This is a genomic window from Oikeobacillus pervagus (assembly GCF_030813365.1).
In the GTDB taxonomy this organism is placed as follows: domain Bacteria; phylum Bacillota; class Bacilli; order Bacillales; family DSM-23947; genus Oikeobacillus; species Oikeobacillus pervagus.
This window is the reverse complement of record NZ_JAUSUC010000007.1, coordinates 43,780-61,116: the sequence shown is the minus strand read 5'-3', so window position 1 is coordinate 61,116 and position 17,337 is coordinate 43,780. Positions and strand designations below refer to the sequence as shown.

Below are 17,337 nucleotides of genomic sequence, written 5' to 3'. Positions count from 1 at the left end.
AATTCAACGTTTTTAAAGAATAGTAAAAAAGTCTTTTGGAAAATGAAGCTCTCAAGCCCCAATAAATTAATTATTTAATTTTCGACAAAACGGAGGTGTTACAGGAAAGAGGAATTTAAGGTGTTAATCCCCCCCAGTTAACGTTTAATTTAACTGGGGGACTAACACCTTTTTCAAAAGTAAAAAATTAAATATTATAATTTTCAGATTTACGTACGGATATGTAATCGACTTTTTTGATGGGCGAACCCATTTAGCAATGGTCCCGAAAACAGAGACTTTTATATCATCATTCTATTTTATTTATCAACTATAAAATTTTGACTCTTTTTTTATGATTTCCTATGATGTCTTTTTTGTTAGGTTTCCTATATTATAGTGGGGTAGCTGTTAACTGCTTTAAACTAGGTATGCTGTCTTCCACAATAAATGATGCACGTGTACTGATTGGTGCACCAGGTTTGGATACATAAGGAACGACTCTAAAATCTGTTTGCCATGTATCCTGAGTCAGTTTGCAGCGTACATAACCGCGATAATTATTGTAAAATTTAATATGTGGATTTTCTTGTAAATACTGTGCTGTGTCTTTTTTTACATCAGACCCATCTCCATTAGAAGTAATAGAAGTGCCCACAAATTCCACCGCTACATTTTGAGAATTAGCGTCATGGAAGTCCACTTTAATTTCATTAGCCCAGTTGGTATGAACATCTCCAGTGATGACAATGGTATTCTTAATGTCTTTTTCCGCTAAAAAGTCAACAATCCGTTGGCGTGCTGCAGGATAACCATCCCAGGCATCCATACTCACATATTCCCCTTCAGGATCAAAGTCACCATCACGGTGAGCGAAAAAGACTTGTTGCGCTAATACTTTCCATTTAGCCTGTGACGTAGCTAATCCATCTAACAACCAACGCTCTTGTTCCTCACCTAGAAGGGTGCGGGTAGGGTTCTCTGATTCTGGTGTTGGAACTTTCCATCCATCCCCGTTTGCTTGGTCATCCCGATATTGACGTGTGTCCAAAACATTAAAATCTACTAAATTACCAAATGTTAGACGACGATACAGCTGTATATTACTTTTATTTGGTAAGGAAGTACGGCGAAGTGGCATATGTTCATAATAAGCTTGGTAAGCAACGCTTCTTCGTGTTAAGAAGTCTTTTTTGGATTGTTTATCTGGATCCTGTGGGATATCCCCTGCATAGTTATTATCCACTTCATGATCATCAAAAGTCACGATCCATGGGAAATTGGCATGGGCAGCTTGGAGATCACTATCTAGTTTATATAAAGCATAACGGTTTCGATAATCTTCAATCGTATAGATTTCTGGGGTATCCACATTTGTTGATCGAATGGTTGAACTATGCTTTCCTTCATAAATATAGTCTCCAAGGTGAACGACTAAATCCAGATCATCCTTGGCTAAATGCTGATAAGCGGTGTAAAAACCAACTGGCCAGTTTTGACAGGAAACAAAGGCAAAGTTTAAATGGTCGACTGAGCTATTATAGGCAGGGGATGTTCTGGTTCTTCCCACAGGACTGATTTCAGATCTTGCTTTAAATCGGTAATAATACCAAGTTGAAGGTTCTAATCCGTCTACTTCGACATGGACAGAATGGGCAAGCTGTGGTTTAGAAAGTTCGGTCCCTCTTTTTACAACATTTTTAAAATTAGAGTCTAGGGAAACTTCCCATTGGACTGGGAAAGGATGGTTGTCCATTCCACCTCCATTTAATGGATCTGGTGCAAGTCTTGTCCATAAAACAACCCCATCAGGCAATGGATCACCAGAGGCGACTCCCAATGTAAATGGATAAGCAAATTTCTTAGAGTTTTTGTTCTTAGCTGCAGCTACATAGTTTACTGGCAATGAGCCCACAAGCGTAGCACCAAGAGCAATCCCCAACCCTTTTCCTGTATTCTTTAAAAAACTTCTACGATTGTCGTCGAATTCTTTCATATTCAATAACCATTCCTCTCGTTCGCCCAAGCACAAAGCTCAATGAATAAGTGTTACTTGGGTGATATTTTTATTTTTGTAGTGTCATAGGGTACCGCATTTTTAGTTTAGGTGAATACTATTTAGAAAATTTGAATTTATCGTAAAGGGTTAGTAAATGGCACAAAAATGATAGGAAAGTCATGAAGCTATAAGGGACTATTTATTTAGCTGGAAACAGAAGGAATCAAAGGGGGAATATTAGTTGATTTTGACAGATTATATGAAATAGATTCAATTATGAGCCTCTAGGACTAAAATGTTCTAGAGGCTTTGGCATAAATAATGCAAATAAAATATCCCAATATTCTTTAGACTGTTATATAATAGAATTGAAAATTTTGTCGAGTTAAGTAAAGATTAAATTCATAGGTATGGCAATATTCCGAAAAATTTGTGAAATAAATGTGGAATTATTCGTGTCTACTACAATAGCACAGGAGGAGGTACTGACGGTAAACAAGAGCTTATCCTTTAGAGGAGGCAGAATTGAGGCTTTTATTTTTCATGTTTAATAGGATTTTGTGAAGGTTTTTTCGTATTTTACCAACTGACGACTATCATAAGCATATAATAGTAGATATTTAAATCAGGGATTAATTATGATACACTATGATTAGACAATAATTGACACAGAAAAGGTGTGTAATCAGGTCGCGCCTGGCTTGTTTGTGACGCCTAAGAAGGAGCGCCTGCATCCTTTCTGCAGATCTTAAGATAAAAGGAAGGTTAAAATGAGTAGCATACAAACTAAAACAGACGTTATCTTAATTGGTGCCGGTATTATGAGTGCGACTTTAGGTACACTTCTGAAAGAGTTAGCACCGGACTGGGAAATTAAAGTGTTTGAGAAGCTTGACAAAGCAGGAGAGGAAAGCTCTAACGAATGGAACAATGCAGGAACAGGACATTCTGCATTATGCGAATTGAACTACACTCCTGAAAAACCAGATGGCTCCATCAATATTACTAAAGCTATTAATGTCAACGAACAATTTCAAGTTTCAAGACAATTTTGGTCTTATCTTGTAAACCGCAAGCTAATTAATAATCCACAAGAGTTTATTATGCCATTGCCCCATATGAGCTTAGTGCACGGTGAACAAAATGTAAAATTCCTAAAAAAACGTTTTGAAGCGCTTTCAAAAATCCCTTTGTTCAAAGGAATGGAGTTTTCTGATGACCCTGAAAAATTGAAAGAATGGATTCCGCTTATTATGAATGGACGTACTTCGAATGAACCTACGGCGGCAACCAAAATTGAATCTGGAACTGACGTTAACTTTGGAGCATTAACACGTATTTTGTTTGACCATTTGAAGAATAAAAACGTCGAAGTCAATTATGGACATAAAGTGACTGGTGTTAAACGTACTAGTGATGGTTCATGGGAATTAAAAGTGCGTAACGCTAGTGGTAACGTTGAAAGCCATATTGCAAAATTTCTCTTTATCGGTGGTGGTGGAGGAAGTTTACCATTACTACAAAAGACTGGTATTCCTGAAAGTAAACGTATCGGAGGTTTCCCGGTAAGCGGACTATTCTTAGTATGTAATAATCCAGAGGTTGTAGCACAACATCATGCGAAAGTATACGGAAAAGCTGCAGTTGGTGCTCCTCCAATGTCTGTGCCACATCTTGATACAAGATTTATTGACAACAAAAAATCATTACTATTTGGACCATTTGCAGGCTTTTCACCAAAATTCTTAAAATCTGGTTCAAATATGGATTTAATATGTTCTGTAAAGCCTAATAATGTCTTCACTATGTTAGCGGCAGGTGCAAAAAACATGCCTTTAACAAAATATTTGATCCAGCAACTTATGTTATCTAAAGAACAACGTATCGAAGAGTTAAAAGCATTTGTTCCGAACGCTAAAAGCGAAGATTGGGAGATTGTTGTAGCGGGTCAACGTGTTCAGGTTATCAAAGATACTGAAGCTGGAGGAAAAGGAACACTTCAATTTGGTACTGAAGTTGTTAGTTCTGCTGATGGATCGGTTGCTGCATTACTTGGTGCTTCACCAGGTGCTTCTACAGCTGTTCACGTTATGCTTCAAGTAATCAATAAATGTTTCCCAGAACAATTAAAAGAATGGGAACCAAAAATCAAAGAGATGATTCCTTCTTATGGGATGAAATTAGTAGAAAATCCAGAACTGTTCAACGAAATACAAGCTTCGACATCAAAAGCACTTCAACTAAACGACGGTATGCCGTCACAATTAGAAGGCCAAGGTGTATCATAAGTAGGTTGGGAAACACGGGGGAGAATTTTCCTCGTGTTTCTTTTTTACCATTGTGAAAAGAATATAAAAGCCTGGGGATAGTCCTTATTAGTTCGATATTCGAAGTGATGAATTAGAATGGCTTATTAACTTCTGTGTATTAATAATTCGATATTCAATGAAAAATTCCTGCTCCTCGTGTTTGCCAATTTCCAAAAAAAATTTGTGGCAAACGAGGGTGATTCGTGCGTTGCCCTATTTTAAAATTTGCTACGAATAATTGTAGGAATTAGGTTTAGATAGTGGAAATAAATTTTGAACCTCAAACTTGCTTTTTCTCCAATTAAGCGATACTCATTCCCTTTCCTTTTTCAAATGACAGGTATTAGAAAAAAGTTTTAAAAAAAACAAACCCAATCATACATTGATCTGCAAGTGGGTTTGTTTACTCTTAGACGTATTAAATAGATTCGCGAAATTCTTAGGCCTAGATTAATTAAATGCTTTTGAAAATAAGTTTTTAAGGATTCATAATGACTTCTTTTCCTTCTTTACGCATTTTTGCATATTCAGCTGTAGCGGTATAAAGTACGTCTGATGATGAATTAAGTGCAGTTTCACAAGAGTCCTGTAACACACCGATGATGAAGCCGACACCAACGACTTGCATTGCAATATCATCTGGGATTCCAAATAAGCTACTTGCTAAAGGAATGAGTAGGAGAGATCCCCCGGCAACACCTGAAGTACCTGCGGCTGATACAGCTGATACGACACTAAGAATAAGTGCAGTGCCAATATCTACTTGAATGTTAAGTGTGTTAACGGCTGCAAGGGTTAAGACAGAAATCGTAACAGCTGCACCGGCCATATTGATCGTCGCACCTAATGGGATCGATACTGAATACGTATTCTTATCTAATTTTAAATTTTCACATAATCTCATATTTACTGGTATATTGGCAGCTGAGCTTCGAGTAAAGAATGCTGTGATCGCGCTGTCCTTAATACATCTAAAAACAAGTGGATACGGATTTTTACGAATATTTATGAATACGATCAGTGGATTAATCACAAAGGCGATAAAAATCATGCATCCTAGTAGAACCATAAGTAATTTTCCATAGTCAACCAAGGCAGAGAGTCCATTTGAAACAATTGCTTCAAAAACGAGCCCCATGATGCCTATTGGAGCTAAATTTATAACCCATTTCACTAATAAAGATACGGCATTTGAAAAGTTACCCAGCATCGTTTTGGTGGTTTCAGCAGCATTTCTTAATGCAACACCCAGAACTATTGCCCAGGTTAGAATACCGATGTAGTTAGCATTCATTAGAGCATTGATCGGGTTGTCAACAATGTTAAATAGTAATGTCTGAAGTACTTCTAAAATTCCACTCGGAGGAGTCACGTCTTTGGCACCTGGTACAAGTGATATGGTAACAGGAAATAAAAAGCTGGCAATGACTGCGACAAGTCCTGCTAGGAAGGTGCTTATAGCATATAAGGCAATAATAGATTTCATATTTGTTTTATGACCACTCCGATGTTTGGCAACAGCATACATAACTAAGAATAAGACTAAGACTGGTGCGATGGCCTTTAATGCACCTACAAATAGAGAACCGAAAATCGTGACCCAGTTGGTGTATTCAGGAATCGTTACAGCCAAAATAACACCAAGAATAATCCCCACAATTATTCGTTTTACTAGGCTTATTTGGTTCCACCGCAGAATTAAACTTTTCATTTATAAAACCATTCCTTTCTCTTTACTTAAAAAATAGTGTAACCAGAATTCAACGGAAAAGGTATGTGGCAACTAATTTGCTTGAAAGAGACCATTTGTCTCGCTTCCAGAAAAATTCATGTTGATACCTAAAACCGGACAAGGGAATGGGGATTGTTGCCGCTTAGCAACCAACCTCCCCCTGTTACTAGTATAGAGGTCTAACAACTTTATATGGTAGTACTTACACTCATTAGGTTCGATTTAACATCATACACTATAGATTCATTTCAAATAGCAAAGATGCTTAAACTAATGAAATCCATTAGTTAATTTTAGCACGATTTTTATCAATTGCGGAATAAATTATGATGTAAGCATTGGGACGGTTCTGTTATCCACCATATATAGACAGTTATGGAAATGGTAGTGTGTTTGCATATTCTATCTATTTTCCTGACCTGCTATAAAGAAATGAGGGGATTTTTAGAACTAAATAATCGGTATAATACGAAAAGGGCTGTCCAACTTACAGGACAGCCCCTTTCGTATTGATCAATTTATGACCAATAGCTTCCGACAATAACCAATAAAATAAATAGTACGACGATTAATGTGAATCCGTACCCAGAACCAGCTTGATTACCCAAAGTCCTCTCCCTCCTTTAAATGTTTTGTTAGAAGCTTCTAAGTTAATACCATATGATGGCGAGTAAAAGTTGTATAGACAAGTATATTCCGCAATTCCTCTAAATTTGAAGTACATAGTGAGCGAACTATTTCATTAGACCTAGTATAAAATGGATTGCTTTAGCAAATTCAATGAGGGTGTTTACTTCCTAATTATTAAGAAAGGCAACATTCCTCTGACTAGGGATGACGTTCTTTGTAAAAGGATATAGTATATATCGACCCTAAGATATGATTATTGATTCAATCTTTATGAAAGCAATTTATTATTATATAATCTATGTTTATAGGCGATTAGGAAATTTAATTTTTTATTTCTTTTGCTAATAAAGCAAATGAACCCAATCAATACTAATCACAAAAAGCAAAGGAGAATGACTTGATGATTAATAAAATAGGGAAAATTACGGTATATGTAGAGAATCAAGAAGAGGCAAAAGATTTTTGGATCAATAAAATCGGTTTTGTTTTAAAATTTGAGCAACCTATGGGACCCGATATGACTTGGATTGAAGTGGGGCCGAGCGAAGATGAGTTCACTACCTTAGTCCTTTATTCAAAGTCTGCAATGGAACAACATCAACCCTCTAAGGTGGCGCATCCATCTATTCTTTTCAGCACAACTGATATAGATGCTGCTTATGAGAAAATGAAACAGAATGATGTAGAGGTTGGGGAAATGTTAAGAATGCCATATGGAACGATGTATACATTTAAAGATCCAGATGGAAATGAATATTTATTAAGGGAAGATAATTAAGCGATTGGAAAAACGGGGACGTTTTTCCAATGACTTTTCATATTTAAGGAATTTTTAAATGACTAAATGACATTAGTTTTCAACGGATGTTACTTTCAGACACGCTACCTTTGAACAACGGGGGACCGTGTCTTTTTATATATTATTATGACTTAATTCCTGTTTAAAGGAGCGATTAATCAATAATTTGTTGAAATAGCTCGTTTAACTAGTATAATTATAATAGTTCTATTTTCCTATCGCATAAAATCTATAGACTAATATCGGTCTTTAAAAATATACTGTACTTAAAATAGAGGGGTATCTATGTGGATCTTATTTTTTTTCTTAGGTTTAATGACAGGAATATCAATCTGGGCGATTTATGCTAACTTTATAAAAAGCAGATGGAATACAAAGCTAGAGGAAATAATCTATCGGTTGGTTGAAGAATCAAAGGATGTTATTTATCACTATGAAGTTAGACCGGAATGTAAATTTACATATATTAGTCCATCCTTAGAAAAGTTCCTAGGAAAAGGAGTAATAAAAGAATCACTGGAAAATTCAGACACACCCTTAAAAAGGATTCATCCAGATGACTATAGAAACTTGAGTAAAAAAGTAAGAGGGGAACTTGATTTTAGTCATCCTATTATCCAGAGATGGAAAGATAATGAAGGGATCTATAGGTGGTTTGAGGAATATGCTACCCCTATTTATAGAAATGGACAATTTGTTGCTGTTCAAGGAATTATCAGGAATATAGATGAAAAAGTAAAGTTACAAAAAGAACTGGAATATAGAATTTATCATGATGCGTTAACAGGAATTTATAATAGAGAGTATTTTGAATTAATTAGTGCCAAATTTAATGAACAAACGAATTCATCAGTAGCGATCATATTGTGTGATTTAGATGAACTAAAATACACCAATGATCATTTTGGACATAAGAAAGGGGACGAATTGATTATAGCTGCAGCTGGGCTACTTAATAAATTTAACTGTAAAGAGGTTAGTGTCTCAAGAATAGGTGGAGATGAGTTTGTGTTATTAGCAACAGGAAAAGCTGAAAAAGAGATTGATCAATTGGTAAATGGTATTGTAAAAGAGATGGATGAATATAGCAATCAAAATAACAATCTAATGATCAAAATGTCTGTTGGGTTTGCCTATTCCCCAACATCAATTGGACTTTTGCCTAAGTTGTTTGCACAAGCTGATCAGAACATGTATAAGAATAAAGCAAGTAGAAAGGAAATGAATTAAAAAAGCATTGTTTAAGTTTTTCGATTGAAAACAAAACGTAAAAATTGAATTGATATCCTAATTGGAAAGGAAGAAGCAAAGCCACTTCCACCCTTGTTTACCTTTTTATTTTATCCTAATAGGAGGGAGGGGTTATGCCGTCTTCCTGATTTCCGAGTGTTTTCTAAAATGTTGCTAGCTTCCCATAATTAGAAACTAGCAGCATTTGGTTTATTCCTTCACAAACACTTCAATTGGCTCCGCTACTACATTCCATTCCGTATTCAACATAGTAAATGTATGTTTCACAAATACTTGAGCTTTACCCGGCTTTAATGCTTCAATGGTGTTGCCATTTATCTTTACAACACCAGAATTTTGAACGGTGAACAGTTCGGTTTGAATGTTTTCCTTCTTATCTACTCGATAATCTACAAATGCTTTTGCTCGTATTACAGATGTTTTTCCTACTTTTAAGTTGACCTTTTTGATCGGTGTTTCAAGATTAATAGGCGAATGGGTTAACCATTGTGTATAATCTGTAATTGGGCCGATTAGTCCTTGTTGCAATTTATCGCTAAACGCTTCTTCATTTCTAAAGGTCCAATGCATATTCAACATTCCTCGCTGACGCATATAAGTGTTAAATTCTTCATATACACTGCTATAGCTTGCATTCAGTGTGACATTTTGGCTTGTTCCATAATCAAGCATTTTTTTAGCACTTTTTAATTTACCATCAACAGTTGGAGGGGTATCTGCAGAGAATAAGTATCCAACTGGTAGTTCAGGTTTTAATTTGTTTAATTTTGTCATGCTACCTAAATCAAAGCTTTGAAGGACCACTTGTTTTTCCATATTCTCTTCTTCGATTTCTTTAATGACTTGCTCCTCAATTCCTGTATCTTTCAACTCAATAAGTAAAACGACGTCTTTTTCTTTAAACTCTTGTAAAAACTCCTTGAAGGTTGGGACTTTTTCTCCTTTGAATTGTGGACCAAATTTTATTCCTGCATCCAGCGAGCGAATTTCTTCCAGTGTTAAATCACTTACTTGGCCTGTTCCATCTGTCGTACGATTTACTGTATGATCATGCATAATCACGATATGGCCATCCTTTGTGATTTGTAAGTCTGTCTCAATCAAATCTGCACCAAGTTCATATGCTAAGCGATATCCAGCCATTGTATTTTCTGGAGCTAATGAAGGAACTCCACGATGAGCTGCTACAATCGGTCTTTGAATAATTGTATTTTCCGGATATACTTTAAGAGCTTGTGATGAATATTCTGGAGCATCTGAAATGATCCCGTCTACACCGAGATGAATCATTTCATGGGCGGAATTCTCAGAATTTGCACCAATCCCCCATACTGAAATAGTCCGACTATGCAAATAATGAATGATGTCCTGTGTTAAGATTTTTTGTGGAATAATCGCGACTTTCCCACCATGTTTATGAATGTCTTCAGCAAACTTCGCTAAGTCATTTTTATTCAGGGAGTTTTTCGTGTATAATAGCCCACCGCGTGCAGTTGGGTATTTTGTTCTTAATTCTTTTAAAATGGAAGGATTGCTTGATACGAAATGAACATCATTTGTTTGACTTTTATTTAATTGTTTAAGAATATCTTCCGCTATACCCGCTTGTTCGACCTTCAAGATTGGGATTTTTCTATTTTTCATTGACTTTAATACGTCACTTAATAATTCATTATCGGTCATTAGCTGTCCTTTTTCATTTTTTTGAACTGGTAGTAGGATAGATGAGACTTGTTCTGTCGTATTTTTGTCAGAATGACCAGCTATTAATGTTGGTGGATTGATTATATTGGTTTCAGGTTCTGCTGGGATAAACGCACTGCCTTTGTCTATAGGAGGAAGCTCCCCTGTAGTTGTCGTCACTTTTACATTGTCAAATTGGACATTAGTCCCATTTGCTTGGAACCCAACATCGCCTTTCATCCATTGATTGGCAAGATCTGTATCAATTACTAATTTGTCATTGATAAACTGTTGTACACGATTTTTACTCACGACCACTTTCATCTTGTATGTTTTATTATATTCAAATTTTTCATGGTAAAAATTAGTTTCAGGTACAACCCATTTGTTATTTTCATTTCTTATCGCAAATTCAATGCCATTCAGAGCGGTTGTCCCTCTGCGAACTGCGAACTGATAATAAGGGTAGTTGTCAGATTGGACTCGGTACATAAGGGAAGCCCAACGCGTATCTTCAACGGCCGACAAAAATGTCATATCGGCTTCAAATACATAATCTTGAGGATGATCCCCAAGCGGAATCACGACTCTAGCAGGTTTGGAAGATGAAAGAGACGAGAGTACCAATTTCCCATCCTTCGTTTCTGCCGTACCTTCGATTAATTTCCAACCAGCAGGAAGTTGCCCATTTGCCGTCTGATCGAAATTTTCGTTCACCAATGTGCTTCCAGATTGATTGGCATAGGCTATTGAATCTAAACTAAATAGGGAAGGTACCGTACTAAAAGCAATAGTAGATGCGATTAACACTCCCGCCATCGATTTTTTTCCTAACATTTCACGCCCAACTCCTTCTGATTTATATAAATAAGTTCGTTCATCTAGATTTTAGCAATGTAGGATGATTTTGACTGTTAAGATTTGGAGTGCAGGACAAAAGTATTGGAATGTAGGAGAAATAACCTAAAAAAAGTGAGTTTATTGTCAATTTTTTTGAAATGATGTTCAGTTGAGGACTAAGGAAATAGTGCGGTTAACTTAAAAAAGTCAGTTTGAAATGGTATCTTAACAGTAAGTTAATAGAATTCGACAAAAATATTACATTTTCACTGTGATGAATGGTAGATATACAGTAATCAGGAAAAAGGGGGAGTGCAAATGTGATGGGAAGTAGCGCAAAAAAATAGGGGAAATAAACATAAAATCAGGGAAATATGCAAATACCCCCGAAACTAGTGCAAATCATCATGGGAAATACGCAAAATACTTGGGAAATGATCAAATCCGGGAAGCTGCGAAACGCGTCAGGAAAAAACAAGACGATCAGAGATGAAGTGCCAATAAATAGTTATCATAATATTAGTTTTTTACTAAATAAAAAGGAGAGATACGCATGGATCTTCAATTAAAAGGAAAGAACATTTTGATTACCGGTGGTTCTAAAGGAATTGGAAAGGCAATTGCTCGCGCCTTTCTTTCGGAAGGAGCGAATGTTTCAATCGCGGCTCGCAACAATGATTTTTTAATGAAGGCGAAAGAAGAGTTAGGTAGGGATGTTTCGACTTTTCAAGCGGATGTCACAAACGCTAGTGACCGATTAAAGTTGATTGAAACGTTTATTAAAGAAAAAGGAACAATAGATGTTCTAGTTAATAATGCAGGCGGAAGTAATGGGGGAAAAGCGGCAGAAACAGAGATGAAGTTATTTTATGAGGCATTAGAGCTAAATTACGTTTCTGCTGTTCATTTAAGTAAGTTGGCGGTGGAACATATGAAGAAAGCTCAAAGTGGAGCAATTATAAATATTACATCTATTTTTGGTAGAGAGAGCGGTGGCAAAGTGACATATAATAATGCCAAATCTGCTTTGATCAGTTTTACAAAATCTTTAGCAGATGAAGTTATTTCTTATGGAATCCGTGTGAACAGTATTGCTCCAGGAAGCATCCTTCATGACACGGGAAACTGGAAAAGAAGACTCGAGGAAAACCCTGAAAAAATCAAAGCATTTGTTGAAAATGAGATTCCAGCTGGACGATTTGGCACTCCCGAAGAAATTGCAAATGTTGCCGCTTTTCTTGCATCTGATAAAGCGTCATGGATTGTTGGAGCGAGTATAAATGTCGATGGGGGACAGTCAAGAATGAATTTTTAAATAAAAATCTCCATCTTAATTTGGGGATTAAAGGAACACCTATGTTAAAAAGTGAAACACACTTTTGATGATGGCCCAATTGTAATATGAATCGTTTGTACTTATAAAAAATGATTGAATTTATTCCTGTTTTTCTGAAACTTTCTATTTTCTAAATCGTAGTCATAATAAGAAAGTGTGTCGATGCTTCAAATTGTTGATGGATCAACATTTAAAGAGGGGGGAGTAAGTTGAAAAGGGTTTTATGGTTCGTAGGAAGTTTTACTCTTGTCTTTGTCATTGTACAAGTGCTATCCGGAGTGCTGCTCACGATGTTTTATACACCCAATATCCCTTTTGAAGGGGGCTCAACTTCCCATCTCAACTCGAATTTGGAAGCACGAGTATTATTTCTCCTTTGATAATCTCCTTATTTGCATTGGGAACTACTTTTTGTGTGACAAAGCGAATAAGTAAAAAGAGGATGAAATAATAGGAGTTTGGATGAATATAAACGGGCGATTAGAAGATACTGGGGGAATGCAAATGGATCCAACTGAGATTGATAAAATGAGAGAAAAGCAAATTTATATAATGAATGGTTTGGTCATTTCATGTTTAACTATTTTTTTCTTAATCGTTCATTTTTTTAATGTGACGCAAGCCCGTTTCTTCTTCGTTCTTGGCGTTCTTTTATTAATTCAGGTCATTATTGGTTTTATAAAAAAGGATTCAACAAGGTCTCTGATTCCTATTTTGGAAAAGGTAGCGATTTACGAAAAGAAAAAAATGGGAAGTGAGTGGTACAAACAGCGCAAAGTGACGTATGTTTGGAATCTAATATTAAGTAGTTTAATGTTAATGCAATCATTCTGGAACCTCGGTTCGACTCATAATGTTTTTCAAATTAAGTTTATGTTCGTCTTCATCTTCACCATTGGAATGTTAACTTTGGTTAATATTAGTTTAATTATTCATATTCGAAAGGTCGATGGTTCCAATTCTGAATTGGAAATGAAAGGGTATACTTTTAAATCTAATATTGTGGCAGTTACGATAGGGGGGATCTTTGCATTAATAGTGATAGCTATGATGATTTTTAATTGATTTAAACGCAGATGCCTGACTTCTAATCAGCTATTATTAGGAGTCAGGCATCTTTTTTAGTTGTTTATATATTTTTCAAAAACTGAGCCGAAATCCTTTTCATGGTATTGTTCACGAGCGGATTTTAACCAAGAGAACCCGAATTCTGTTAATTGTTTATATTGATCTGCTATTTGTGCTTCTTCAATTTTGGAGTTTTGTAGAACCGCTACAGCTTTATCTAAACTTTGAGTCGCCATATTATACATAATACTATTCTCATGAATTTCTTCTGAGATATAAACCAATGCTTTGTATAGATCATTTAATTTATCCAATTGTCTTTTATCCACATCGATACTGTATGATTGATTTCCTAATGTAAATTTAATTTCTATATCCAAGTCGACGCGACCAGCTGTTTCAAGGAGAACATTTGAAATTTTATATTGTGTATATGGATAGCGCTTTAATATCCGTTTGGAGGAAACAGCATTTTCACCATCTACATGGATAAAGGCGATGTTAGTAAAGCAATATTCATCTGCTTTTGTCTTAATTAAAAAGTAAATTTTTTCATTATCCTCATGTCGAATATAATCATCCGCATCTGTTTTATCATAATCCTCAGGGCCAATGATTTTCCCAATATCCGATAATCCTAAAGCGTCAGAAGCAAATTTTTTTAACATCTGAAAAACGCCCCTTTCTTTTAGCAGCTAGTTTATTCTGAATAATTGTAACATTAAATCGAGTGAAATCTAGTCAGAATATATAATAAATAGAAAAGTAGTATTTTTTTCTATAAATTGATTTTCAAAAATAAAACGTAAGTCTCATTTTTATAGATACATGACTGATACTAATTCATTAGTAATTTTCTCAATTTGCTATTAGTTCCACTCTTTTGTTATCCACTTTTGGACCCTCTCCAGGGAATGAAACTGCTAATATTTACGGAAAAGGATTGAAGGAAACGCATCAAGCCTGATACTCCATAAAAATAGGTATGTAGATACAGGAAGGGATGATTAAGCGCCCTTATATCCTTTTCGAAGTATCTCTTGTACCCCATGGACGGTTACATATGCATCTGGGTCAATATCCTGAATAATCTTCTTTAATTGAACAATTTCCTGTTTGTTAATGACGATATATAATAATTCTTTGTTCGCTTTTGTATATCCGCCTTTTCCATCCAACACAGTAATGCCTCGTGCCATTCGATTGGTTATTTCATTTAATACTTCATTAGGATAGTTAGAGATAATAAAAACGGCTGTTCGTTCATTTGCACCTTCTACCACTACATCAATTACTTTAGCGCCAACATAGACGGAAATTAACGTGTACATCGCTTTTTCCTGGCCAATAATGAAAACAGAGCCTAGTATGACAATAATATCAATCACTAACATTCCTTTTCCGATACTCCATCCTATCAATTGATTCGCTAACCGTGCTAAAATGGCGGATCCACCTGATGTACCACCAGCTCGAAAAATAAGTCCAATCCCAATTCCAATAGTTAAACCTGCAAATAAAGCGGCTAATAATGTGTCACCGTTCAGTTCTTTGTTAAAATCCACTGTATAATGCAAAAAGATTGAGGAAAAAACAATCGAAATAATGGTATACCAAATTACACGTCTATCAAATAGTTTATAACCGATTGCTAATAAAGTGGCATTAATGACAAAGTTGACAATACCAGGTGACCATTCAAATAAATAATAGGTAACGATAGTAACACCTATCACACCACCTTCGGACAAACGGTTAGGAATGGCAAAGTAATTTACACCGATAGCAAAAATAAATGAACCAATAATGATGAGAAGCACATCTTTTGTTGTTCTATTCATCTGTTTTCACCCCCTTAAAAATGTTATTCCCTTCTATTGGTATTTCCCAATTGAATTATACAGAGGATGACAAATCGTAGCAAGCAGAATAATGAATGGGCAGGGAAGGAGGCAGGTCAAGTCACACCAAATATCAGAACCTAGCTTTTTATTCATTTATTCTTTTGTTAAGATAAAAAATAGTACATGTAGAAAGGATAGGGTTAAGAGATGACCAAACATACAGCTAAGGCAAAATTGATAGAATACTTTTATATTGTCTTTGGTTCGACCCTTGTCGGTTTATCCTATAATATCTTCCTTTTACCCGCTAGGCTTGCTGCTGGCGGTGTATCTGGTATTAGTACGATCCTTTATGACCTCTATAAGTTTAATCCGGCTTATGTTCAATGGTTGTTAAATATTCCGATTTTTATAGTTGGCTTCGTACTTCTAGGAAAAGATTTCAGTTTAAAGACATTAGTAGGGGTTATTTTTGTTCCGTTTACGATTTGGATTAGTGAGGATCTTCCTTTTCAGATCGATAATCCTTTATTAGCTGCTATATATGGAGGAATTGTTTTAGGAGTAGGGCTTGGAATTGTTTACCGCGGAAAAGGTTCTACGGGAGGATTAGCAACAGTAGGGCAAATTGTGAAAAAATATACGGGATTATCCAGTGGTTATTCACAGCTAATCGTTGATGGACTTGTGGTCGTATGGTCTGCTTTTGTGTTTAATTTGGAACTGGCATTATATGCTATGATGGCCATTTATGTAACAAGTAAGGTTATTGACTTTGTTCAACTGCAATCATCCTCATCTAAACTTGTGCTCATTATTACCGATCGGGAAGAACGGATACAAGCCATTATTAAAGATGAAATAGACCGAGGTCTTACAAAGGTTCGCTCGATTGGAGGTTTTTCAAATAAAGAAAAAACAATGATCCTATGTGTGGTTGAACAGCAAGAGGCGATTTATTTAAAAAAAGTACTACAAGAGGAGGAACCAACTTCCTTTGTAGTATTCCTCAATGCCTCTGAAATTTTAGGACGTGGATTCTCCATATCCAAATTTTATGATAAGGGAGGAATTCAGTGAAATACGAAATTGTTCTATTTGATGTAGATGATACGTTATTTGATTTTACTATCTCCGAAAAAAAAGCTTTGCATAAAGCTTTTTGTGAGTTTGATTTACCAACAGGACTATCAGATTATCACGGTAGCTATAACGAGATTAGTCAAGTTTTATGGCGTGATTTGGAACAGGGAAATATGACGATATTAGAGTTAGGAGTGGAAAGGTTTAGAAGATTATTTTGCCAATATGGGATGGAAATCGACGCGGAAAAATTTAATCATGTATATCTTGGATACTTAGGAAAGGAAGCGCCTCTTATTGAAGGAGCCGAGAAGTTATGTCAGCAGTTAAATCCTTTACGTCTAGCCGTTATTACAAACGGATTTAAGGAAATCCAGATATCGAGAATTGAGAGTTCACCGTTACGTAATACGTTTGAGTATATTTTTACTTCCGAAGAAGCTGGTTTCCAAAAGCCAGAAAAGGAGATTTTTGATTATGTTTTTTCTAAAATGCAGATTACAGATAAAAATAAAGTCTTGATTGTAGGCGATTCATTAACCTCCGATATTCAAGGAGGGATCCACTACGGTATCGACACATGTTGGTTTAATCGCTATTCTAAAGAAAATCATACAAGTAACCAGCCAACCTATGAAATTAGTGAGCTAGGAGACCTTGTTAAAATGATAGGATCATGAAGTGAATTTGTTGTTTTTTGTTTTTAATTATGGCATTTATTAACTTTGAAATATCGATTCTCGACCATTCACATCATACAACACGTAGTTAAATGGAAATTGTG

General features: G+C 35.7%; 13 protein-coding genes. 7 read left to right on the top strand and 6 right to left on the bottom strand.

All coding sequences use genetic code 11. The features are described from left to right. Window positions 1–373: 373 nt before the first annotated feature. Window positions 374–1,975 carry an alkaline phosphatase D family protein gene (locus tag J2S13_RS04280; protein ID WP_307256517.1) on the bottom strand — a complete coding sequence of 534 codons (1,602 nt, stop codon included), beginning with the start codon at window positions 1,973–1,975 and terminating at the stop codon, window positions 374–376. Between the two features lie 773 nt (window positions 1,976–2,748). On the opposite strand from J2S13_RS04280, the gene J2S13_RS04275 reads away from it, so the two are divergent. After that, entirely contained in the window at window positions 2,749–4,266 is a 1,518-nt protein-coding gene (locus J2S13_RS04275) for a malate:quinone oxidoreductase (protein ID WP_307256471.1), read from the top strand. 499 nt (window positions 4,267–4,765) lie between these two features. Here J2S13_RS04275 and sstT read toward each other — a convergent pair whose 3' ends face one another. Together sstT and J2S13_RS04265 are read right to left on the bottom strand one after the other, a co-directional pair. Beyond that, window positions 4,766–5,998, bottom strand: a complete 1,233-nt coding sequence (gene sstT / locus J2S13_RS04270; RefSeq protein ID WP_307256470.1) for a serine/threonine transporter SstT — start codon at window positions 5,996–5,998, stop codon at window positions 4,766–4,768. A gap of 539 nt (window positions 5,999–6,537) precedes the next feature. Further along, complete coding sequence (locus J2S13_RS04265; protein ID WP_307256469.1) at window positions 6,538–6,627, bottom strand: YjcZ family sporulation protein; 90 nt, start codon at window positions 6,625–6,627, stop codon at window positions 6,538–6,540. 422 nt (window positions 6,628–7,049) lie between these two features. Here J2S13_RS04265 and J2S13_RS04260 point away from each other — a divergent pair, with 422 nt between their 5' ends. Continuing rightward, a complete protein-coding gene (locus J2S13_RS04260; protein ID WP_307256468.1) occupies window positions 7,050–7,427 on the top strand; it encodes a VOC family protein in 378 nt (125 codons plus the stop codon). A gap of 306 nt (window positions 7,428–7,733) precedes the next feature. Next, complete coding sequence (locus J2S13_RS04255; protein ID WP_307256467.1) at window positions 7,734–8,678, top strand: GGDEF domain-containing protein; 945 nt, start codon at window positions 7,734–7,736, stop codon at window positions 8,676–8,678. Window positions 8,679–8,888: 210 nt separating this feature from the next. Here J2S13_RS04255 and J2S13_RS04250 read toward each other — a convergent pair whose 3' ends face one another. Beyond that, window positions 8,889–11,219: a glycerophosphodiester phosphodiesterase family protein gene (locus tag J2S13_RS04250; protein WP_307256466.1), complete on the bottom strand. Its 2,331-nt coding sequence runs from the start codon at window positions 11,217–11,219 to the stop codon at window positions 8,889–8,891. 556 nt (window positions 11,220–11,775) lie between these two features. Here J2S13_RS04250 and J2S13_RS04245 point away from each other — a divergent pair. Then, on the top strand, window positions 11,776–12,537 hold the full coding sequence (locus J2S13_RS04245; RefSeq protein WP_307256465.1) for an SDR family NAD(P)-dependent oxidoreductase: 762 nt from the start codon (window positions 11,776–11,778) through the stop codon (window positions 12,535–12,537). A 483-nt stretch (window positions 12,538–13,020) separates the two neighbouring features. After that, on the top strand, window positions 13,021–13,623 hold the full coding sequence (locus J2S13_RS04240; protein WP_307256464.1) for a hypothetical protein: 603 nt from the start codon (window positions 13,021–13,023) through the stop codon (window positions 13,621–13,623). Window positions 13,624–13,679: 56 nt separating this feature from the next. On the opposite strand, the gene J2S13_RS04235 is transcribed toward J2S13_RS04240, so the two are convergent. Continuing rightward, on the bottom strand, window positions 13,680–14,294 hold the full coding sequence (locus J2S13_RS04235) for a PH domain-containing protein (protein ID WP_307256463.1): 615 nt from the start codon (window positions 14,292–14,294) through the stop codon (window positions 13,680–13,682). Window positions 14,295–14,633: 339 nt separating this feature from the next. After that, window positions 14,634–15,467 (bottom strand): YitT family protein, encoded by an 834-nt coding sequence (locus tag J2S13_RS04230; RefSeq protein WP_307256462.1) that lies wholly within the window; start codon window positions 15,465–15,467, stop codon window positions 14,634–14,636. 210 nt (window positions 15,468–15,677) lie between these two features. On the opposite strand from J2S13_RS04230, the gene J2S13_RS04225 reads away from it, so the two are divergent. Beyond that, window positions 15,678–16,550, top strand: coding sequence for a YitT family protein (locus J2S13_RS04225; RefSeq protein WP_307256461.1), 873 nt, complete (start codon window positions 15,678–15,680; stop codon window positions 16,548–16,550). Then, the gene (locus J2S13_RS04220) at window positions 16,547–17,233 is read left to right on the top strand and encodes a YjjG family noncanonical pyrimidine nucleotidase (protein ID WP_307256460.1); all 687 of its coding nucleotides are present in this window, start codon (window positions 16,547–16,549) and stop codon (window positions 17,231–17,233) included. Before J2S13_RS04225 ends, J2S13_RS04220 begins: the two co-directional genes overlap by 4 nt. The last annotated feature ends 104 nt before the right edge of the window (window positions 17,234–17,337 follow it).